Origin of the sequence: Stenotrophomonas sp. STM01 (assembly GCF_014852135.1) — a bacterium.
Taxonomy (GTDB): domain Bacteria; phylum Pseudomonadota; class Gammaproteobacteria; order Xanthomonadales; family Xanthomonadaceae; genus Stenotrophomonas; species Stenotrophomonas capsici.
Window position 1 is genome coordinate 290,752 of the sequence record NZ_JACVBA010000001.1, and the last position, 21,478, is coordinate 312,229.

The following is a 21,478-nucleotide window of genomic DNA, read 5'->3' on the forward strand; positions in this document are numbered from 1 at the left end:
AGCGCGCGTTGGAAACAGGCATACCCTGCTTTCATCTGCTGTGACGGCGACATGCCAGGACTGCACGATGGAAACAATGCTGACCCGTGACGATATCGACCATTGGCTGCAGGGCATCGCACTGCGTGCGCGCGACAGGCTGGCCAACGCCCGCTCCGGCGACATCGCGGTATTTGTCGCGCACGAAGTCGATAGCGTCCGGTCACATATCCCCGCGCCTGACCGCGCGTACTTTCATGACCAGTTGCGTGCGCTGCTCGATGAGATCAGCGGCATCACCGCCGGCAAGCCACGTGATGATGCCCAGCATTGACAGTGCACAGCTCCAACCCCGCATGTTCATGCACAAGGATCGGACAAACATGAATCATTGCCCCCGAAAGACCATGCCGATGGCACAAAGTGTGAAGCCCTGACTTGTTCAGCCGGCGGGTGCCCTCTAGATATGAACCAGCGGGGGGTCCGAACCACACTGACGGAGTCAGCCTCATGGGATCGGTATCCATGTACCTTGAAGGCCCAGGCCGGGAGCGCCGGCCAGTCACACTGCTCGCCAGCGAGCCCACCCAGGTTCGCCCGGGTTCAAGCGACGGCATTCGCATCGCGCATCGACGCTCTTCGGAGATCCAGATGCGGACCTTGGTCGATAACCACGGCAACATCGCACGCCAGGTCGATTACGACGGCTACCGCTACAAGTTCCAGGGCTCGGAGATGCACTGGGACCTGATCGTTGGATGAGCGGAAAGCCCCCTCCCGGGGGCTTTCCTTTTTCTTCAAGTAATCACCGCACCACGCTCAGCCGCGCGGCCCCCCCATCACCGGCAGGATCACGCCATTGATGTAGCTCGCGGTCACCGGGGACGCCAGGAACACATAGGCCGGCGACAGCTCCTCCGGCTGCGCGGGCCGGCCCATGTCGCTGTCCTTGCCGAACGCAGCTACATCGTCCGCCGCCTTGTCCGCGGGATTGAGTGGCGTCCACACCGGCCCTGGCGCCACGCAGTTGACGCGGATGCCGCGTTCCAGCAACTGCGCCGCCAATGATCGGGTGAAGGCATGGATGGCTCCCTTGGTGGCGGAATAATCGATAAGGGATGGGCTGCCGAAGATGCCGGTTTCCGAGCCGGTGTTGAGGATGCAGGCGCCCTCCTTCATGTGCGGCAGCACCGCCCTGGCCATGTGGATGTAACCGGCGATATTGGTCTGCAGCGTTTCCTGCAGTTGGGCATCGCCAAGATCTTCCAGCCGGTGACAGTGCAACTGGAAGGCAGCGTTGTTGACAAGGATCTCGACCCCGCCGTACGCCGCGACCACCTGGCGGACCGCCGCGCTGCAGAAGCCGGGGTCACGCACGTCACCGCTGATCACCAGGCAGCTCGCGCCCTCCCGCTCCACCTGCGTGCGGGTCGTTTCGGCGTCCTGATGCTCGTCCAGATACAGCAGCGCCACGTCGGCGCCTTCGCGCGCGAACAACACCGCTACCGCACGACCAATGCCGGAGTCGCCCCCAGTGATGATCGCGCGCATGCCGCGCAGCTTGCCGCTGCCGTGATACGCCGAGGCCAAATAGCGCGGGGCCAACTCCAGCTCCGCCTCCACGCCGGGCTTGGGCAGATGCTGGGCCGGCATGCGCACGGGTTGGTGGCGCACCCCGGCCTGGACACCGGCGCGTGGCTTCGGCTTCTTGTCGGCACGGGCCTCGGCCTTGTCGGTGCGCGCCTGCAACTGGCGCTGGCGCGCGGCCGTGGTCGCGGCAGCGTTCTTGCCGACGGCCTTCTTCGCCGGATTGCGCGCGGTCTTCTTTGCGGGGCTCATGTGTGAATGCTCCGGGTATGGCGCAGGATCGGGGGGACGCTCACGCCGAGGCGGGCTGGCCATGACCTGCGCAGTGCTCGCAGCAGAAGACGGAGCCCGCTGCCTCCACGCCGTGTCCGATGACCGCGCATCCGCAATGCGCGCACCGAGGTGCCATCGCATGGATGGCACATTCGAACGAATCGAAGGTGCCGGTTGCTTCACCCTGGGTCACGGTGAAGCTGTGTGCATAGTTGTTGCCACAAACATCGCAGGTAGCCATCTGCAGTTCCTCGCGTGATCAAGCGGGAAGGAATTCTCCGCGTGCGCACCGGCCGCCAAGGTGAAAACAGGTAAACGCACCGTGTAGGCGATGCCTGGAGCAGCTAGCTCCCTGCTCGCGCCTGCGATCAGCGCGTTCGCCCCGCGCCCTTCGCGTTCCGGTGATGCGCGCGCAGGATGCGCAGCACGGCGCTTTCGCGGGCACGCGCTCCCCGCAATGTACGCAGGGGTTCCAATGCCCCCGCATGCCAGGCGTCGAACACGCAGGGGTCCACATAGGCCCTGCGACAGACCGCCGTGGTATTGCCCAGCACGGCCGCCACCGCATCCATCACCTGCCGTTCCACCGTGGCCGCTGCAGCGGGGTCGGCGGCGTATCGCGCCAGTTCGAATGCGGCGGCGGCGGTGCCGCCCCAGGTTCGGAAGTCTTTCGCGCTGAACGCGCCTCCCATGGCCTGCCGCAGGTAGTGATTGATGTCCCCCGAATCGATCGGCACGGCTGTTCCCTGCGCGTCCACGTACTGGAACAACGATTGACCGGGAAGTTCCTGGCAGCGGCGGAGCAGGCGCACCAGTTGTGGGTCATCGATTGCGTGGCGCTGCCTGCGCCCGGACTTCCCGGTGAACTCCAGCAACAGACCACCTCCGGCGCATCGGCCCAGATGTCGGTTGCGTAGCGTCGTCAACCCATACGAGCCATTGCCACGGGCGTAGGTGTCATTGCCCACCCGGGCCAACGTGCGCCCCATCACCGCGATCACCAGCGCCAGCACTTTCTCGCGCGGCAAGCCGGGCAGCCGCAGGTCGGCACGCACCTGGCGGCGCAAGCGTGGCAACGCCGTGCCGAACTCCACCAGGTGCGCGAACTTGTCGGCGCTGCGCCGCCCGGTCCAGTCGGGGTGGTAACGGTACTGTTTGCGTCCGCGGGCATCACGACCGGTCGCCTGCAGATGGCCATCAGGAGCCGCGCAGATCCACACGTCGCGGTAGGCCGGCGGTATGGCCAGTGAACGTATGCGTTCGAGCGTGGCCGCCTGCACCACGGGTTTGCCGTTGGCGTGTACGTAGCGAAACCCACGCCCGCAACGCAGCCTTCGTATTCCCGGCGCGTCGTCATTGACATATCGAAGGCCTGCGCCCATCGCCATGCGCTCCTTCCCTGCCCTTTGCGGGCAGCGGCCCATCACCGCTGCCCGCCATCATCGTCAGCGGGCCGGCGCCCCCATGACCCGGATGCCGGTCGCATCCACCTGCTTCACACCCTGGATGCCGCGCGCAACCGCGACGGCACGTTCCTTCTCGGATTGGCTGCTTACCGTGCCACTCAGGTTCACCGTGCCATTGACGGTCTCTACCTTGATCTCAAGGCCAGGAACGTTCGAGGTCGTCAACAGGTCCGCCTTCACCTTGGTCGTGATCCAGGCATCGCTGCCCGGCTGTTCCGAGTCCGCCTTGGCCTCTTCGCGCTCGGTCGGCGGGTTCTCGGCGCTGACGATGGCGGCCGAGGCACACAGTGGCAATGCAGCCAGCAGGGCCCAACGGCTGAGTAGTGCTCGTTTCATGGATTTCTCCTTTGACGGAGCAGGTCAGCTCCGGGTCCAGCATCCGCCTGCGCGGGTTAACCAGCCGCATCAGCGGCACAGCGGTTGCTCATGCGCCGATGACAATCATGTACATCGCCACTACCACGGCGGGATGCTGATGATCAGCGCAAGGATGATGACGATCGCGCCGATGATGGCTATGTTCCTCTTCGATAGAAGGCGACGACGTTTCATGGCTACCTGCTCCGGTGCGGGATTCAGGCCGACGTCGGCGGATAGACCGCACCGGATTGCTCCGGCCAGATCAGGTCGGACAGGTCATAACCCTGCATGCGCGCCACATTCAACCATTCCTCGGCGACGCTGCGCTCCATGTGGCCCTGCCGGTGCAGCAGCCACAGGTAGTTCCGTGACGGCTCACCGACCAGCGCGGTCTGGTAGTCCGCGTCGATCTTCAGTACCCAGTAGTCGCCCTTGGTGAACGGCACCCATTGCAATGCCTCGGGCAGGAAGCTCACCTCCAGCCGCGCATTGCTCTCGTCCACCGCGCGTGCCGTGCCCACCGACTGCTCCAGCTCGCGCTTGTCGTTGATGCAGGAATTGACCACGCGAATCGAGCGGTCCTCGTCCAGCGAGTAGTCTGCGGTGATGTCGCGCGCGCCCACATCCTCGTGGCGCATCGGCTTGCGCGCGATCTCGAACCAGAGGCCGAGGTAGCGCTCGATATCCAGGTGCGGAACGCTCAGTACGTCAGTGTCCATTACGGTCTCCCATGTGCATGAAGTCATGAGAACAAGCGCGCCTTTAGCGGCCCGTGAAAGGAACCGGCCGCAGCCCTCACCGGATACTCATCCGGCTTGACGGGGGTGCAACCACAACGCTTCAGAGCGGCTGGATCTCCACGCTTGCGCGCAGGATCGGCCCCACCAGTATCTGGTAGCCGTCCAGGTCGAACGCGACTTCGGGGCGGCTCAGCGCCGCGGCCCGCGCGAGGGTGTCCACGCTCCCCAGATAGGCCCAGTTGCGGATGACGTGGATCTGCCGAAGCCCTTCGCACTGCTCCACGACCCCGATGCCGCCGGCATAGGGCCACACGCGCCGGTGGTGCGCGCAAAGCGCCTCGTGCAGCCGTCGGCGGTGTTCTTGCATCGGAAGCTGGCCGCAGCATGCGCCCGCGCAGCGCCCAAGCCGGTACCGGAAACAGGGCTGCCCCGCCGTCGACGGCTCCAGCCCCAGCACCGAACAGCAGAGCCCATGCGCATCGGCCAACGTGCGTAGCAGTGCCTGCGCGGCGAACCTGCTGGCGAAGACCCCGTAGGCGGTGGCATCGCCGAGCGCATGGACATTGCGGATCTCGGGCGTGTCCCCGGGCAGGGTGATGCCCAGCAGGCGCCGGTGCCGCCGCAGGCGGATGTTGAAGACCGGGAGCTGCTGCTTCACCAGCCGGGCCTCCAGCAACTGTGCGCCGATGTCGCCGGCCGTGCGTACATGGCGGACGCGTCGCGCCCGCTCCAGCATGCGACGCGAGCCCGGTGCCCGCAGGTGATCGGCCACGCGACGGCGCAGGTTGATGCTCTTGCCGATGTAGAGCACTTCATCGTCCTGTCCCAGGAAGATGTACACGCCGGGTGCGGGCGGCAGCGCCTGCAGGCCTTGCAATTCCATCGGTGGTTTCATCGGCGCAGGGTACGTCGCCATTGCTTAACGGCCGGGGCATCCACCGTGGTCATCATTGTCAGCGTACCGGCAACGCGACAGCCACGGCGCACCAACTGCCCTGCGCGCAGGGTACTGGCACGGCAATGCCTGCCGTGCCGACGGAGCAACGCCATGGCCCTCCTGCAAGCCGGTCACCGGCTCGGGATCTCAGCGCGGAACGACGCCAAGCCCGTTCCTTCCGACAACCTCCCGCATCCGGCGCCTCGCCGCGAGCCGAACCCCGGTACACCGCCCGAACCCAAGAAGCGCCGCGAGCACGACGACGAGGAAGAATGAACGGGGCGTCGGCCTCGCCTTCAAGCACAAGCCCCGCATGGCGGGGCTTGTGCAGAACCGGACGATGGGCAGCGGACGTCAGGCCGGCATCGGCTCCGCGTCCTCCGCGGCGGCCTGCGCCGTTGGATTCAGCACCGGCGCACCGATCCGGGTCAGCGTGTTGCGATCGGTGTGATTGAACGGCTCGGCCTGGCCCGGGATGACCAGCACCGTCGTCTGCTCATACGACCAGGTGCCATCGTCATGGATGGTGACCTCGATGTCGTAACTCTCGGTCCGGAACGCATGTTCCAGGAACGGATTGGAGAGGATGCCGTTGGTGGTGGAGCCGCGCACCGCACGCAGATGGAAGCGCTTGGCGTCCGGCGCGGCCGTGCCGACGGCCATCGCCGTCTGTCCACGTGGGATGGACAGCGTCAGGATGATCGTCCCGGTCGCCGGCTCCCACAGCCAGTGGCCCACCTGGTCGTGAAACGTCTCCACGTCGTCGGGCTTCACGATGCGCGTGTGGTAGCGCAGGCCGTAGAACAGCTGCGGGCCATTGGTCTGCGCGTCGATGGGATGGAGTTCGTAGTGCTCGATGAACGCCTGGTGCTCCGGACCGTCCGCCTTGGGATTCACATCCATGCCACGCTCGCCGCGCCAGACGCCGGCCATGGGTGCCAGCGGGCCCAGGTTGCCCAGCGTGTTGGGATCGGGGGTCGGCTCGGTGTAGATGTCTTCAGGGAATGTGGTCATGGCGCGCAGGGTGTACCGCAGCAGTGAATTGGCGCATTTTACCCGCTGCAACCCCGAATATCCCTGCCGGTGCCGCGCCCGCCCGATCCGCGGGCACGGTGCGCCCACCGCCCTGATACAGCCGATGCCCATGGACTTCCCTGCCTATCTCACTGAACTCGCGGCCTTGTATGCGGCCAACGATCAGGCCCTGCAACTGGCCCCCGGCGTCAGCGAGGATGCGCTCGCTGACGCCGAACGGGAGCTTGGCTTCACGATCTGCCCGCTGCTGAAGAGCGCCTGGCGTCGTGCCAATGGCAGCGAGGATGCCCAGACCGTGTTCGCGCGCCCGGGCTATCTCACCGGCTACCGCTTCCTGTCGTTGCAACAGGCGATGCAGCAATGGCGCGGCATGCACCGGCGCGCGCCCCAGTACGACGGCTACGAGGATCCCCGCCCCCGGGACGTGCGGCTCCAATCCGGTTGGGCGCAGCAGGGCTGGCTGCCCTTCGCCGGCTTCCATGCCCCGATCCTGATGCTGATCCTCGACCACAGCCCTTCCGCGCACGGCCGTCCCGGCCAGATCATCAGCTTCACCCACGACCCGGATGCGATGGACCATGTCTGCGACGGGTTCGCCGCGCTGTTGCCGCTCTCGCTCACGCAGATTGCCGACGCACCCGAGGATCTCCTCCTCGAATGAGTAACCGCGACATGCCCGCCCATCCGCTTAGGCTCCGGGACGCCAGGCCATCGTCCGCGAGCGCCTGGACTTCGGCCGTTCTCGGCGCCTCCTGCCTGCGCTTTCGGCGCCGCAGGCCCGCTCGATCTACGGGTGTTTGATCGAGGCACTTTCGCCGAGCCTGCCCGAACGCTCTCCCCATGCGGCATACCGACACCGCACATCGCTCACAGCCCGACAGCCCCCTGCCGGCCTGTGTGAAGCACCGTGATTGAATGGCAGGCGTAGCGGATGAAATCGGCAACCGCATCTGGCTGACCGGAAAGTGTGTCCGGTGCATGTCCGAGATACGCCGCCCGCGCAGCGGCCAGGACGTGTTGATACCGCTCGTCCAGCAGCGGAAGCAGCCAATCGGCGGCATCATCCTTGGCGGCGATCCGACCGGTGATCGTCGTGTACCAGATGCGCGCCAGCGCCAGAACGATGTTGCGCTCGTCCCCTGCCCAATCTTCCGGCACCTGCCACTGCGCGACGGTGTCCTGCAATGCGCGGCTAATATCGGCATCGGGAACCGGCTCGAACAGCGCATCCGGCGAGGGCCCGAACAGCGCGACGCCGTGCGCCTGCACCTGCCTGAGCAGAATGGCCAGGTCGTGATCGAGCACGGGCGCCTCGAAGCGGCCCGCGACGATGTCCGACCGCAACCATTCCCCGAACTGCAGCTCCCGGCGCGCGGGATGCCGCCATGGCACCACACCGTCATACGCGACCACCGTCAACTCCAGCGGACGCAACACCGCATCGACAGATGGCGGCGCCGATACCGTCAGCAGATCCACCAGCAATGCATTCCGCACCCGCTCATCCGGTGCCACGGCCACGGTGACGAGCAGGTCGACGTCACTCGACGGTTTGAGCCCGCCCAACAGGGCCGAGCCAAACAAATGGACCGCCATGATCGTGTCACCGAGATGGTGTTCAACCACGCGGTGAACAGCGGCCAGCTGTGGATTGATCGAAGGAATCGGAGAGTCATGCATGCCGGGAGTGTAGCGTCGCCGCTCCTTCGATGTAGGCGATACACGGTCGTGCATCTGCGGCGGCACAGAGATCCGCAGGTCAACGGACCAGGCGGCCCATGCCGCGCCTGGCCCAGCTGCACGTTTGCCGGCCTCGCCACCCAGGCGACGATCATCGCACCCTGATGGCTCGAGCCACACCGCAAACCGGTCGATTCCACATGGGTGACCGGACTCATCGACCCGTGATCTGCCACCGGCCACTGGATACACTGGGCGTTCGGCCGGCGGTCACGCCTGCGAAGCACACGCCATTGCATCCGATGCTCCCTCAATCGAAGAAGAATCCGGCGTGCTGCCCTTCAATTACCTTGTGCATCAGCGCATCGACGTTCTCCGTCAAGCGCGTGACACTCTCGAATTCCGGTTCAACACCGTGCACGACCAAGCCGGACAGCCTGCTTACGGCGATGAACTCGTAGTCGCCACCGACCGACAGGACAACGGGCAGATACTCCCGCCAGAAGACGCGCACCGATTCGGCATCCTGGCCGTCCATCGCTGCATCAAGACTCATCCTCTCAAACTCATCCCAGGAAAAAGCACCGGCCGTCGCACCTGCATAATCCTCCAGCGTCAGGAACCAGGTTGCCTCGTCCTCGCTCGAAAGCGACTGGAAACCCGACAGGAATTCGATATACGACGGAGGAACTGCAGCTATCGAAGCCGCATCCGCCACCAGGGATTCCGTATGCAGCAAGCTGTCGCTCCTGGGTTGGCGCATCCACCCCTTCGACAGCAGATGGTCGACAAACCTTTCATGTAATCCTGTCACGGCGGGTCTTCTACGTGATTGGCCTCTTTGATGGCTTCCCGGCCGAAACGCCGCGACTGATAACTGCCCCCCACCTTCTCGATGGTACAGCTCCATGTCGCGCCGATGGCGGCCCGCGTCACGCACTTTGGCACCCATGATCAGCCCCAAGCGCGACCAAGGTCAGTAGCCAGCGCAACCCGCGCGTGCCGACCGATCCATGCGTTGAACACGATGCATCTCGGCCGGGAAGATACAACGCCGGAACCGCTTGCACTTTCTACCCATCACCAAAGGGTGCCGGGCGAATGACACCTCGCATCCACCACGAGTGTCCATCCTGGACCAATCGGCGATAGCCGAGACTCGATAACAAGCCACGGCGAGATGTTCAGGATGCCGCAGGCAAGTCACAACCCCATCCGTGATAAGCCGTCGAGCTTCTCCATCGGCACATCACCGACACATCCGCTCCTCGCTACCGACTCTGTTAGATTCAACACCGGCGAAATCACACCCATCCAGTACGCAGCCCACAAACCAACAGAAAGTCGCAAGAAGTATGGATGCATCTTAAAACTGCGTGAATCCCGCGACCACCTCCTCCACCTTGCCGCCAGCATCGAACTTCGCGTAAATGTACAGCCCTCCGTAGTTCAACGGATAATCCTCAAGCACAAATCCATCCGGAAATCCATTCTCATCAACCTGGAAATAGAACTCATACCCAGCACCAGTCACTGCGCTGAAGTAGTAATCTTCCCGCTGAATTAGAACTGGCTCCCCGCCAATCTTTACAAACCATGAATCCCCCTCTGTTGCTGGCACAAGGGAACCGTTAGCTATTGAATCAAGGATGGTAGAGGCGTCCAAACTCTCCGGACTCGGTGCATGCAGAAAGCATCGAATTCCAATTCTTGGATAGATCGTATCTTCGTCAGTGGGAAGGAATCCTTCATCAAGCATAATCGACAGATCCTTTCCATTCAATTCTGGAAAGTCAGCACCTGCAAGCAGCAGAAGAAAGCGAGAGCCCGGCCGAAATTCAGCCATACCGAGAACGGCTTCAGGCGCTCGGCCACCGACCCTCGATGACCCGTTGGAATGAAGCGACAAACCCAAAAACCTCTCTTTCAACATAATTATCCCCTGCAAGGCAATAACCCCTCATTTTTAGCGAACTCAATCGCCGCCCGCCTGAGCTCTCGCGTTCGCTCATGCGCAAACCGCCGCGCATTCCCGGGATCCCAACCTCTATCGATAAATTCCTGATACATCACATTCTTCATAATCACCGAATTCAAATTTATGTTCTCGAGCGCTGTCATCCCTTTCAGCACACTCGGCTTGAACAGCCCTGCATTCCGCTGCGCCGCGCTAATGGCCTTGTGCAACGGTCTCGCTTCCACTGCAATGGCGGGATTCGTTCTAGCTATCCCCGACGCCCGCCCGGTAACATGGTTATTGTTTCGCAGCCACGCATTCTGAAGCAACTCATGCGCATCCAGTCCATCATTGGCATGCATGTAATTCGCATACCCCCAGATACCGAACTCTTCATACAAACCTAGCGGGTCTATATACAAAAATTCGTTCTTCGGACCTGCATAGAGGCTCTCACTCGACAGAAGGCGTATTGGATCCTGCGACGCGAATTGCCCCACTTCAACCAAATAGTATCGATGCCTGTTGTATGCCAGGCCGGTTTCTACATCCAAGTAGCGCCCTTGCTTTTCGATGCAACAAGAGCCCTCTTCAATCGAAGATCCCTCATTGATGCAAGTGACACCATCAGGGGCGATTCGCCCCGTCACCTCACCATTAATATCGAACAAGAAGCAGGATATTCGGGATCCAGGGCTCGCGGCACGCTGCGTCACCACCGATGCCCCCCCACTCAGCGCACGATGCTGCGAATCCGCCGCCGTCTCATCCAATGAACCCTCTCGGCTCGCAGGTGCATGTGCTACCAATGAAGTGCCGGACGCTTGTTCCACCCACGCTGAACCGTCGTTTCTTGGAGCCAAAGAGCTACTCAGCCCCAGAACGCCAAATCCTGCCGAATTCTTCAGCTTTGAATCATCCGCGTGACGGAGCCCGCTCGCCCTTTCCGCAGAAGGACTGTGCAACGGCTGCTCACCTGTTATGCCTCGCCTGCCTGAATCGCTCGACAGCAACTCAGGTTGCACTATCGTCACGGCTTGGGTCTCCTCGGCGGGACTAAGCTCACTCACCGCAACCAACGGCACAAACGTCCCCGGGTAGTACACATACTCCCGCACCCGCTCATGCAACATCTCCAACCGCCGCTGCCTGCGCTTCACTTCCACCAGGCTGCCCACGTTCCCCACCCAGACCGGCGCTGCATCCTCGGCGTCATTGGCCTGCTGTACCTCGCCCAGCAGCGCATCGCCATCCCAGAAAAACCACGTCGTCTGCGTCGGATTGCGCTTGAACACCCGACGTCCCAGCGGGTCGTAGCCGTAGTACGTTGATTGCCCGTTGCGGCGGCTCTCCGCCAACCGATGGTTGGCATCCCAGATCAGGGTCAGGTCATCCGGCGCGTCGCCATGCGGTGCGCCCTTGTGCACCAGGTCGCCGGCGCGGTCGAACACGTAGTGCACGCCTTGGTAGGTGCCTTCACGCGTCCAGGTAGTCAGCTCGTCTTCGTCGCCGCCCACCACCTTGCGCGCCTGCACCTGCTTCACTTCGGTGCGCAGCCGGTCGCCCGCCGGGTCGTTGAAGTAGCGTTCCACTTTCTGCTTCGGATCAATATGCTCCAGCAGGCGACCAATGGCGTCGTAACGGTACTCATCCATGCCCTGCACGCTGTCGCTGCGCCGGGCCAGGTTGCCACTGCGGTCGTAGTCGTAGCGCGTCTCAAACAGCGGCGCGGCATCCTTCAGCACCGACTGCGAGGTCAACAGGTTTCGGCTGTCATAGGTGAACTCGCGCTGCAGGTGCGGGCTCAGCTGTTCGCGGATAGTGCGACCCAGTGCATCGCGCTCCATGGAGATCGGCGACTCGTCATTGATGGCCACTGATACGGTCTGGTCGCGCAGGTCATAGCCAAACGCTACACGGTTGCCGGCCGAGGTCTCGCGCAGGACGCGGTTGCCGACCGCATCGTAGGCATAGCCCACGCGGAAGCCATCCTGCAGCTCTTCCAGCAACTGTCCTACTTGGTCGTACTGCCGCCTGACCGTTCGCGCCGGATTGCGCAGCTCAACGAGCTGCCCCAGCTTGTCGTAGATGAAGTGCTCCTGCACCTGCTGGCCCGGATGACGGACATCAGGCAGCGTCTTGCGGATGATGCGTCCGAGCTTGTCGGTGGTGAAGGCGATCCGCTGGCCCAGCGGGTCCACCGTGGCGGTCAGTCGTCCCGCTGCGTCATAGGTGTACCGGCGGGCCTGTCCCCAGTAGTCGACCTCCTCCACAATGCGGCCCAAGGCGTCGCGCACCAACTGGTAGGTTTCACCGCGCTGGTTGATGACCGCGACGAGCTGTTCCTCGGAGTCATACCGATACTCCACGCTGTGGCCGTCGGCCTGCAGCCGCTTGCCGATCTGCCCGATACCGACGTATTGCAGGCGCGTTTGACCGCCAGCTTCATCGGTGTAGCGCACCAGCTGGTCCTCGGCGTCGTACTCGCAGCGCACGCCATTGCCGTCTGGTCCGACCGTGCCCAGCAGGCGCCCCTTGATGTCGTACTCGTAACGACTGACCTGGCCGAGTGGATCCGTCTGCTCCTGCAGGTGGCCCATAGGGTCATGCCCGTAGCGGCTCTCGTGGCCCAGTGCATCGATCACCGCGGCCACCAGCCCGTGACGGTCATAGCGCAGTCGCGTCACCGCCTGCCGGGCATTGGTCTGCGCGAGCAATTGGCCCTGTCGGTCGTAGTCGAAGCAGGTGGTGGCGCCCAGTGGATCCACCTGCGCGACCAACCGGCCCTGCAGGTCGTACGTCTGGCGCCAATCGGCACCATCGGGTGTACGCAACGACACCATATGGTCGTCCTGGTCGTACTCCATCTGGACCGAGGTGCCGTCGGCTCGTGTCAGGCAGGTCAGGTTTCCGTGGGCGTCATAGGCAAAGCCGGTGCGCAGTCCCTCCGGGTCGGTCACCGCTACCGTGCGGCCGAAGTCGTCGTACTCGAACAGCGTGACGCCATCGAGCGGGTCGATCTCGCACAGTGGCAACTGGTTTTCATCGAACTTCACCACCGTCAGGTGGCCAAAGGAATCGGTGACGCGCGTCTCCCGCAGCAACGCGTCGTATTCGAAGCGATAGTCGTACAGGCCGCCATCACCCCAGGAGTGCACCACCCTGCCCTGTGCGTCGAACGCATAGTGGAAGGACAGGCCGACGCGATCGGTATGGCGCACCATCCGCTGCTGTTCGTAGCCGAACGTGCGCGGCGCACCCAGTGCATCGACGGCGGCGAGCAGGTCGCCGGCATCGCCATGCCGGTAGCTCACCAGCGGGTGAAGCCGGCCGGTGGCCGGATCGTGCAGGGCCATCCGCTCGATGCGGCCATGGCGCGCATCCACCTCGATGAAGCGCCCCTGCAGGTCATCCACCCCGCTTTCGACGATGCGGACGAGATGGCCATCGCGTCGCTCGAACCGCCAATGATTGCCATGCGCGTCCTCGATGCGCTCGATGACCAACGCGCCCCTCGCCGGCAACGTGCTCACCCCGCCGGGTTGCAGCACGCCGAATACATACTGCAACCCACCCTTGAAGCGCACCCGCCACTGCCCCTGACCGCGCAGCAACCGGGCACCGTCGACAAAGTCCAGGATCGCACCCACCTCGTCGTCCACCGCCGGCAGCTCGGGGAAAAACGCCACCTGGTCCGGCGCGGACAGCCAGGCGCTGCCATCGTCCAGGAGTTCCAGGCGGATATCGGCCGGCGTCAGCCAGCCGTTGCCGCACAGGCCCGGCTCTGACCCACGGCGCGAGCCATAGCTACGCGTCCACGCCAATGGCAGGCGGCCGGGAACATGGAAGTCCTGATGGTTGACCACCACGCTGCCGTCACGGATATCCACCGGTTCGGCACGCAGCACCTTGCACTTGAGGAATCCCGGCGGCAGGTTGCCCCACCGCGCTCGCCGCCAGTTCGCGAATGCGTCCATCTTCTTGCGGAAGAACGCACTCTTGCGCAGCTTGCCCAGCCCCGCGAACGCCGCACGGAATGCCAGTGCCGTCCACGACACCGTCGGCGGACCGCCCACGGTGACGCTGGTGGGAATGGCCACGTTCAACCCGGTGGGCAACGACATCGCGCGCAGCGGCTTCTTGGGCTTCTTCACCCGGAACGGGTTGATCATGCCGGCCAGGTTGCAGTCCAGCACCGGCATGGCGAGCCGCGAGAACGGCTCCCCGTCGGCAGACACGGTGCGGCTGCCCATGAAGATCTCTTCACCGTCGAACTGCGGCCCCATCGGCGCTGACAACGGCGGCGCCCACACCCCCATCGGGATGTGGATGTCCAGGCCCCCGGTACCGGCAGTGGCGCGATGCACGCCGTTGACCTTGATGGTCGAGCCGATGAACGGGATGTAGTCGAACGGATCCAGCACCAGGCCGATGTGCGGCGTCGGCAGCGGGCTCGGCGGCACCGCGTACATATGGATGTCGATGCCCAACTGGGGGTCGAAATGCTTGGCGGCGATGCTCATGGCAACACTCCCTGTCCGCTATAGCGCGCGCGCCAGGGCGCGCAGGAAAGCCTTTACCTCGTCCCGGTAATCGGCACTGATCCACGCCACGACGGCGATGCCGACGACGATGGCCACGCTCATCCAGAGGATCTTGTTCGACTTCATGCCAGGGCCACTCCCGTGGTCGTTGCGGGCGTGGCCGGGATGGCAGGTGCCGGCTGCAGCAGCGCGGCCGGGTCCGGCAGCGGCTGCATGGCCGGCGGCTCGCTCCACACCGGAATGTCGTGGTCCAGCGGGTGCTCGATGGCCGGCAGGCCATTCCAGCCCGGGTCAAGGAAGTCGCGGCCCACCGCCACGATCTTGCGGAAGAATTCGTCGCCCCCCTGGATCACCCGCTCGCGCTCCTGCTGGGCACGGTGGAAGCTCTGCTCCAACGCGCCATCCAACTGCGCGTCGATCCGGTCCAGCTCCGCCCGTGGCGGCAGCGGCCCCAACGCTCGTGCCTGCGCATCGGCTTTTTCCAGCAGGAGCGTACTTGCCTGCAGGTAGTGGGCCGACACCTCCTGGAGCTTTTCGCAACGGCGCGTGTCCTGCAGCAACAGCAGGTCCCACAGCGCCTGCGGCAAGGTGGTGGCCTTGCGGTCGGCCGGTGACAGGGGCTTGGCGGTCCGCACCGCCTCCAGCAGGTGCGTGCGCGCTGCCTCGCGCTGGCCGGCCTGGAGTTGGCACCAGCCGGCCATGCGTTGCCCCTCCAGCGTGAACATCGGGTGCGGGATGCTGGCGGCCGAGGTGGAGGCCTGAAGGTAAGTCTGGGCGGCACGCTCGGGCTGTTTGGCCGCCAACCAGCAGCCGGCCTCGCCGAACCAGCTCTGCATCACCAGTTCCGGTGCGGCGGCATTGCCGGCCACGCGCGCCCCTTCGGCCGCGCTACGTGCCTGTCGATAGGCGTTGATGGCCTGCGCGTGGTCACCGTGCTTGAGCCATGAACCGGCGAGCATCATCTGCACCACCGACTGTTGCTCCTGCCAGCCTTGGCGCAACGCCAGGCCCTGGGCTCGCTCGGCGCGGGCGGCGACCTGCGCCGGCGTGCCACGCTCGATCAGCAACATCATGTCGGCCATCAGTTGCCGATACAGCACTTCCGGGCCGCGCCCGCCCGATTGCGCGGCGGTGTCGCGTGCGATGGAGAACAGGTCCACCTCCGCCGTGATCAAGCCGGCCTTGTCGCCCAGGCGATCCAGCAGGCCCTGCCAACGCGGCTGCTCCTGGCTGTCGATCAGCATCAGCCGCAGCCGCGGCCCCGGGCCGGCCGCCAGAGCGGCCTCCACCCAGCATTCGAAACCCTCGCCCGGCACGCAGCGCTCCGGCTCCAGCACGGCCGCGAGCAACCGCATCTGTTCGCGGTGGTGTTCGACGAAGCTCTCCAGCACGTCCACCACGCCCTTGGCGCTGTCCGCGTGCGCCTCGTGCGGGCCGCGCCAACCCAGCGGCACCTGCTGCTCGCGCAGCTCGTCCTGGCTGGCCAGGTAGCGCTCCAGCAGGTCGCGCTTGATCTGCCGGCTGTAGCGGAAGCCCAGCTCATAGGCGGTGTCGATGCGCAGGAAGTAGTCCGGCGTATCGCGTCCCTCGTCGTGCCGCTGCATTTCGAAGAACGCAGCCAACAGGCGGCTGGCGTTGGCCGGCAGGCGCCACACCAGCAACCGGTGGGCCGGCTCCGCACTGGCCTGCAGCCAGGCATCTCGCAACGCGCTCAAGCCGCGCAGCATCGGGTTGTCCTGCATGCATTGCCTCCCGGGCCGGCTCAGCAGTTGAGCTTGATTTCGCTGCCATTGACCGAGACACCACTGGCATCGATCACCACCACCGAACCCCCGGCGCTGATCGTGATCGTACTGTCGGTGATCTCGATGGATGAACCACCCACCTTCGCGGTGAGCTTGGTCGCCGACTCCAGGCTCATGTCGCCATCGGCCCCCTGGCTGAAGGTGCCGGAGGCGTCCTGCGAGTAGTTGCCGGTCACATCGACCACGCGCGCCCCGACATTGCTGTCGTCCACCTTGCCCTGCACCGCGCGCTTGTCCTCGCCGGTGATGGTGGTCTTGCGCCCCGCATCGAACGTCTCGGTGACCAGGCCGACCACGTTGCGCGTGGACGTCGATGTCACCGTCTCCAGCCAGGTGCCGGTGCGCTGGCTGGTGTAGTCGCCGGTCAGGGTGGTCTTGAACGGGCCGGTGATGGTCTCGGTGTAGCCGGCAGCGGTGATGGTCTTGGTTTCGCCGGCTTCGTACTTCTCGGTGACCGCGCCGGTGACGTTCGTGGTGCGCGTGTCCTTTGCCGTCAACGTGTCCGCGCCGGTCACGGTGATGCCGCGGGTGCCGCCCACGCTGATGTCCTGGTTGGCGCCCACGTCCATGCTGTGGTTCACCGTCACCGACGTGGACTTGTTGTTCTTGACCGTGGCGTTCTGGTCATTGAGCACGGTGGTGACCATGTCACGCTGGGCGCGCATGTTCAGCAGCTCGCCGCCGGCGCTGTCATGCATGGTGATCTCGTTCCAGCCCGCGCCCTTGACGGTCTTGGACTTCAGGCCGCTGACCTCCATGCCGAAGGGTGGCATGTTCTGCTCGTTGTATACGCGGCCGGTGATGATCGGCCGGTCCGGGTCGCCATCGAGGAAGTCGACGATGACCTCCTGCCCCACGCGCGGCGGCGAGACACCGCCCATGTCCGCACCGGCCCAAGGGCTGGCGCTGCGGATCCAGCACGAGGCGTTCTCGCGGCGATCCAGCTGGCGGTCCCAATGGAACTGCACCTTCACCCGCCCATAGGCATCGGCATGCAACTCTTCGCCCGGCGGCCCGACCACCGTCGCGGTCTGCGGCCCGGGCATGCGCGGCCACGGCGTGGTGCGCAACGGGCGGAACGGGATGCGACGGCGCAGGACTTCAGCGCGCATCTCCACGCTCGGCGCTTCGGCGCTGCCGAAGTCACTGGCGAAGTTGTTCCGCCCTTCCCGCTGCAACGCCACCACGAAGAACTCGCGGTCAGCACCGTCACGCCCATGGAAGTCCGGGTGACGCTCCAGGCTGAAGCAACCGCCCGCGTCCAGCTCGCCGGCATTGCCGGCACATTCGAACAACTTGGTCGGCCATACCACTTCTTCGTTGCGCACCGCCGCCAATGCCTGTCCGACACGGCTGTTGGAGAACCGTGCCGCACCGTCGTAGCGGTACTGCTCCAGCGGCGGCAGCAGGCCCAGCGGCACCTCGTTGCCCCGATCACCATCGAGCTGCTGGCTGGGCTGCTTGAAATCAAAGCTGCGCAACGTCTGCATGCTGGGGCCGACACGACGACGTGCGCCCCAATGATGCAGGCCGGTCCGTGCCAACGTGCCCTGGTCCGAGACGAAGGAGACCGCCAGCGGGTCACCGTGCACGGTGCTGAGCGTGGAGTCATCGCTGATCACCAGCGTATGCCCGTCCTCGTCATGCACGAAGCTGTAGTAAAGGCCGGCGTCTTCGAGCAGGCGACTGACAAAGGCAAAGTCCGACTCGTTGTACTGCACGCAGTAGGAGAGCGTCGGCAGCTTGCCGGCATTGAGGTCGTAGCGGTACCGCGCCAGCTCGGAATACCCGTCGAACACCTCCTCGATGATCTGCAGGGCGTTCCTGTCCTGGAAGATGCGGCAGTTGCAGGTGTAGTCCAGGAAAGCGAACCAGGGAGCCACCTCCGCGCGATAGCTGCTGAACTGTGCCTGCTGGCCGGTGCTGGCGAACTCACGCACGTAGCCGTGCACGCTGCGGTTCCCGAACTCATCGCCAAGCTGCAGGCGCAGCGGCTGGCCCACCAGTTGCTTGAGCTCCAGCCGGGGCTGGGTGGAAAGCAACTCGATGCGGTAACTGAAGGGCCGCGACGCGCCTTCGGAACCATCGAACTGCTTGACCAGGAATGTCTCCGGCTCCAGTGCCGTCTCCACGCGGATCAGGCGTCGGTCCTGATGCAGGCGTTGCACATCCAGGGCGGTTAGCAATGATGCAGCGGACATTGGGCGCTCCGTCGTCCCATGTAGGTCGAGCCCGACTTTGCCATCAGCACCGGGAAAGCGCCATCATTTTGACGCCTCAAAATTCAATCACAAAGCTAAACAAGACGGTTCTGCAGCCCCGCTTAGGAATGCTCCCAATTCAGGCCCTGCATGCACCCAACGTCGACGCACCACCAACCGTGATGCAGGCATGAAAACGGAGTCGGGCCCGCCAAAACGAAGGGCGGCCATTGGCCGCCCTTCGCTTCATTCCCGCTTGCCTTGCGCTCAGTACCCGGACCGGTACACCGGAACGACGGGCACCAGCGGTACGTACTGCACTTCGCGGCACCCGTCATAGCGGCTGCAGCTGCCGAAGTACCCCGGGCCCCAGTAGCGCTGGCGCGCATCGCGGTTGTACGGACTGTTGTAGAAATCCGGCCGGTACATGCCCGAGCCGTGGTAGGTGTAGGGCGTGCTGCCGAGCGAGCTGGTCTGGCGCGCCGTGTAGGCTTCCGACGGCGCACCGTCATTGGCGACATAACCGAACTCGTTGTCGTAACGCACGAGCCGGTAGTAGACGGTCTCCCCACCCTGCTTGCGGCTGTGCAGGCGCTCGAGCTGGCCACCGCCGGCGTCGGCATAGGCCTGCCCATTCTCGAACACCACCTCGCTGGGGTTGACCTGTTCTTCCTCCATCGGCGGCGCGGCGCTCGCGCCACATGCAGCGGCAACCAACACCAGTGCCGCGCTCATCCTGATCAATGCCGTGTGACTACGCATGACTATCCTCCGTGATACCGCCCCGGTGCCTGCCGGAGCCGATGATTGAGCCTTCGCCGATCCCCTTGGTTGACCCGAGGGAGCGCGTCCATCACGGGCGTCCCGGCCTTCCCCACGCTCGGCACAGGGGCCGAGTATATGCCAGCCTCCACTGGCAGATCGTGAAGCCGCGCACGCGCGGCTCAGCGAGCGGGCGAGGTCTGCCCGAATCGCTGCATCGCGGCGCGGATCAGCTGCCGCGCCTCCCCGGCATCGCCCCAGCCATGCAACTCGATCCGGGCACCGGCCGGGAGCTGCTTGTAGACGCGGAAGAATGCCTCGATGCGCTCGCGCTCCATCGCCGGCAGGTCCTGCAGGGTGCGCAGCGCGCTGTAGCTCGGGTCAACCGCATCGCTGGGCACACCGACGATCTTCTCATCGGCCTGGCCGCGGTCGACCATGCGCAGCACGCCCAAGGGACGGAACCGGACCACGGCCCCTGGCTGGATCGGGAAGCGGGTCAGTACCAGGGCGTCCAAGGGGTCGCCATCGCCGGCCAGCGTGCGCGGCATCGAGCCGTAGTTCGCCGGATAGGCCACGGGCATCGACAGGAACCGATCCACCCGCAACTCACCGTCCTCGCCAAGCTCGTACTTGATCGCGCCACCGGCGGGGATCTCGACCACCAGCAGCACGTCGTCGGGGGCCGTCTCCGGCTGTGCCAACCGGATCGGGTGCAGCACGGCATCGCCCGCCCAGGCGCCCGGCGGCGTCAACGCCAGCAACAGGACCATTGATCGCAGCACTCGCATCCTTTACTCCCAGCAGCGGTCGTCGCGCCCCTTGGGCGAATGCGGGCGCGGGCAATCACGTTGCGCAATGCGCCCCTTGGTCACTTCGGTGAACCGCCGTGCCTCGCCCCTGCCACGACGAATCTCGAAGGCGTCGTACAGGCGCCCGGTCGCGGTCCGCGCCTCGTAGCGCAGGGTACGTCCTTCGATCCGCAGCACCTGGAACAACTGGGTGTCCTCGGCCACCGGTCGCATCGTCGCGCGCGCCTGTTCGGACAGGCGGTACTGCTTGGGCCCCGCCACCGAGGAGATGTACTGCGGCAGGTCGCCCGCCTCGTCGGCACGGCGTCCGTAGGTGTGGTCATGCCCCTGCAACACCAGGTCGACGCGGTGGCGGCGCAGCACCGGGCGCAGCTGCTCGGCCAGCACCGTGTTGTCACGCTCGGCCCGCAGTGGATACAGCGGCTGATGTACGACGACGATGGTCCAGTGCGGTCGCTCACCGGTGAGCACGCCGTCCAGCCATTGCGCCTGCTGCGCGGCCGTGCCCAGGTCCAGCGCCGAGGTACCGTCGAGCACCACCACGCGCAGGTCCTGGTAGTCAAACCAGTACGTGGTGCTGCGGGCCGCGCCCGCACCATTGTCCGGCAACGCGAAGCTCACCGGCCAATGCCGGCCCAGTACGCGTCGTTCCTGCGGGGTGTCCTCGAACTCCTCGAAGTACTCATGGTTGCCCGCCGCCGGTGCCACGGCCATTCCCGGCAGCAGCCAGCCGCCCGCGGCGAACCATTCGCCCCATTCGCTGTCGTCCTGCCCGTCGCCGCCGCTGACCAGGTCACCGGCGAACACGGCCAGCCGCGCGTCCGGTGCCGTCTGCCATCCCTGCCGGATCACCCGGCTGACGTGGCTGAGGTTCTTGTTCTGGGTGTCGCCGAAGTACAGCACTGTCAACGGCTGGTCGGCTGTACCTGCGGTGCGGAAGTGGTTCCACGCACTCCAGCTGCCCTGCCCCTGCACGCGGTAGGCATACAGCGTGTCCGGCTGCAGGCCACCGACATCGGCGTGGTGGAACTGGGCCGCGCCGTTCTCTGTCTGCAGCGCCTGGCTGCGGGCGGTGATGCGCCGCACCTGCCCCATGTCCGGCGAGTCACCGGCCAGGGTCACCTCCAGTACCGCCGCCGCATCCAGCGGCACGCTGCGCCAGGACACCGCAAAACCGGCGGCGGCATCCTGCGCCGGGGAAGCGACGATTCGGTCAGGCACGGCGGTCGCCGCGTAGTGCCGGCTCCCCACCGGCACCTGCGTGTTCGGCTCTGCGGCCGGAGCGGCCCCCACCGCCCCGGCCGCGACCCACAGGGCTGCCAGCAGCAGCCACTGCCTCC

General features: G+C 65.0%; 20 protein-coding genes. 3 read left to right on the plus strand and 17 right to left on the minus strand.

Features of this window, described 5'->3' with window-relative positions; all coding sequences use genetic code 11:
* The first annotated feature begins 67 nt into the window (after positions 1 to 67).
* On the plus strand, positions 68 to 313 hold the full coding sequence (locus tag IB227_RS01250) for a hypothetical protein (protein WP_192285986.1): 246 nt from the start codon (positions 68 to 70) through the stop codon (positions 311 to 313).
* A 485-nt stretch (positions 314 to 798) separates the two neighbouring features.
* On the opposite strand, the gene IB227_RS01255 is transcribed toward IB227_RS01250, so the two are convergent.
* The 6 genes from IB227_RS01255 to IB227_RS01275 all read right to left on the minus strand — a co-directional run bounded on the left by IB227_RS01255 (position 799) and on the right by IB227_RS01275 (position 5,288).
* Positions 799 to 1,818: an SDR family oxidoreductase gene (locus IB227_RS01255; protein ID WP_225591554.1), complete on the minus strand. Its 1,020-nt coding sequence runs from the start codon at positions 1,816 to 1,818 to the stop codon at positions 799 to 801.
* A 40-nt stretch (positions 1,819 to 1,858) separates the two neighbouring features.
* Complete coding sequence (locus tag IB227_RS18670; RefSeq protein ID WP_343237552.1) at positions 1,859 to 2,080, minus strand: hypothetical protein; 222 nt, start codon at positions 2,078 to 2,080, stop codon at positions 1,859 to 1,861.
* A 127-nt stretch (positions 2,081 to 2,207) separates the two neighbouring features.
* The gene (locus tag IB227_RS01260) at positions 2,208 to 3,227 is read right to left on the minus strand and encodes a DNA topoisomerase IB (protein WP_225591555.1); all 1,020 of its coding nucleotides are present in this window, start codon (positions 3,225 to 3,227) and stop codon (positions 2,208 to 2,210) included.
* Between the two features lie 57 nt (positions 3,228 to 3,284).
* On the minus strand, positions 3,285 to 3,641 hold the full coding sequence (locus IB227_RS01265; RefSeq protein WP_192285990.1) for a BON domain-containing protein: 357 nt from the start codon (positions 3,639 to 3,641) through the stop codon (positions 3,285 to 3,287).
* Positions 3,642 to 3,880: 239 nt separating this feature from the next.
* Entirely contained in the window at positions 3,881 to 4,384 is a 504-nt protein-coding gene (locus tag IB227_RS01270) for a lipocalin family protein (RefSeq protein ID WP_192285992.1), read from the minus strand.
* A gap of 121 nt (positions 4,385 to 4,505) precedes the next feature.
* The gene (locus IB227_RS01275) at positions 4,506 to 5,288 is read right to left on the minus strand and encodes a GIY-YIG nuclease family protein (protein ID WP_192285994.1); all 783 of its coding nucleotides are present in this window, start codon (positions 5,286 to 5,288) and stop codon (positions 4,506 to 4,508) included.
* 165 nt (positions 5,289 to 5,453) lie between these two features.
* On the opposite strand from IB227_RS01275, the gene IB227_RS01280 reads away from it, so the two are divergent.
* Positions 5,454 to 5,618, plus strand: a complete 165-nt coding sequence (locus IB227_RS01280) for a hypothetical protein (RefSeq protein ID WP_192285996.1) — start codon at positions 5,454 to 5,456, stop codon at positions 5,616 to 5,618.
* 78 nt (positions 5,619 to 5,696) lie between these two features.
* On the opposite strand, the gene IB227_RS01285 is transcribed toward IB227_RS01280, so the two are convergent.
* The gene (locus IB227_RS01285; protein ID WP_192285998.1) at positions 5,697 to 6,356 is read right to left on the minus strand and encodes a heme-binding beta-barrel domain-containing protein; all 660 of its coding nucleotides are present in this window, start codon (positions 6,354 to 6,356) and stop codon (positions 5,697 to 5,699) included.
* Here IB227_RS01285 and IB227_RS01290 point away from each other — a divergent pair.
* Positions 6,355 to 7,038: an SMI1/KNR4 family protein gene (locus IB227_RS01290; RefSeq protein WP_192286000.1), complete on the plus strand. Its 684-nt coding sequence runs from the start codon at positions 6,355 to 6,357 to the stop codon at positions 7,036 to 7,038. The genes IB227_RS01285 and IB227_RS01290 overlap by 2 nt on opposite strands.
* Before the next feature lie 206 nt (positions 7,039 to 7,244).
* On the opposite strand, the gene IB227_RS01295 is transcribed toward IB227_RS01290, so the two are convergent.
* From IB227_RS01295 to IB227_RS01335, 10 genes are all read right to left on the minus strand, one after another.
* The gene (locus IB227_RS01295; protein ID WP_192286002.1) at positions 7,245 to 8,057 is read right to left on the minus strand and encodes an aminoglycoside adenylyltransferase family protein; all 813 of its coding nucleotides are present in this window, start codon (positions 8,055 to 8,057) and stop codon (positions 7,245 to 7,247) included.
* Positions 8,058 to 8,367: 310 nt separating this feature from the next.
* Entirely contained in the window at positions 8,368 to 8,796 is a 429-nt protein-coding gene (locus tag IB227_RS01300) for a hypothetical protein (protein WP_192286004.1), read from the minus strand.
* Between the two features lie 627 nt (positions 8,797 to 9,423).
* Complete coding sequence (locus IB227_RS01305) at positions 9,424 to 9,990, minus strand: hypothetical protein (RefSeq protein WP_192286006.1); 567 nt, start codon at positions 9,988 to 9,990, stop codon at positions 9,424 to 9,426.
* A 2-nt stretch (positions 9,991 to 9,992) separates the two neighbouring features.
* Positions 9,993 to 14,537 carry a DUF6531 domain-containing protein gene (locus tag IB227_RS01310; protein WP_225591556.1) on the minus strand — a complete coding sequence of 1,515 codons (4,545 nt, stop codon included), beginning with the start codon at positions 14,535 to 14,537 and terminating at the stop codon, positions 9,993 to 9,995.
* An 18-nt stretch (positions 14,538 to 14,555) separates the two neighbouring features.
* A complete protein-coding gene (locus tag IB227_RS18545; RefSeq protein ID WP_263863683.1) occupies positions 14,556 to 14,684 on the minus strand; it encodes a hypothetical protein in 129 nt (42 codons plus the stop codon).
* A complete protein-coding gene (locus tag IB227_RS01315) occupies positions 14,681 to 16,300 on the minus strand; it encodes a hypothetical protein (RefSeq protein WP_192286008.1) in 1,620 nt (539 codons plus the stop codon). Before IB227_RS01315 ends, IB227_RS18545 begins: the two co-directional genes overlap by 4 nt.
* Before the next feature lie 20 nt (positions 16,301 to 16,320).
* Positions 16,321 to 18,564: a type VI secretion system tip protein TssI/VgrG gene (gene tssI / locus IB227_RS01320; RefSeq protein ID WP_192286010.1), complete on the minus strand. Its 2,244-nt coding sequence runs from the start codon at positions 18,562 to 18,564 to the stop codon at positions 16,321 to 16,323.
* 267 nt (positions 18,565 to 18,831) lie between these two features.
* Complete coding sequence (locus IB227_RS01325) at positions 18,832 to 19,326, minus strand: hypothetical protein (RefSeq protein ID WP_225591557.1); 495 nt, start codon at positions 19,324 to 19,326, stop codon at positions 18,832 to 18,834.
* 182 nt (positions 19,327 to 19,508) lie between these two features.
* Positions 19,509 to 20,099 carry an inorganic diphosphatase gene (locus IB227_RS01330; RefSeq protein ID WP_225591558.1) on the minus strand — a complete coding sequence of 197 codons (591 nt, stop codon included), beginning with the start codon at positions 20,097 to 20,099 and terminating at the stop codon, positions 19,509 to 19,511.
* A gap of 21 nt (positions 20,100 to 20,120) precedes the next feature.
* On the minus strand, positions 20,121 to 21,467 hold the full coding sequence (locus IB227_RS01335; RefSeq protein ID WP_225591660.1) for a metallophosphoesterase: 1,347 nt from the start codon (positions 21,465 to 21,467) through the stop codon (positions 20,121 to 20,123).
* Positions 21,468 to 21,478 lie beyond the last annotated feature (11 nt).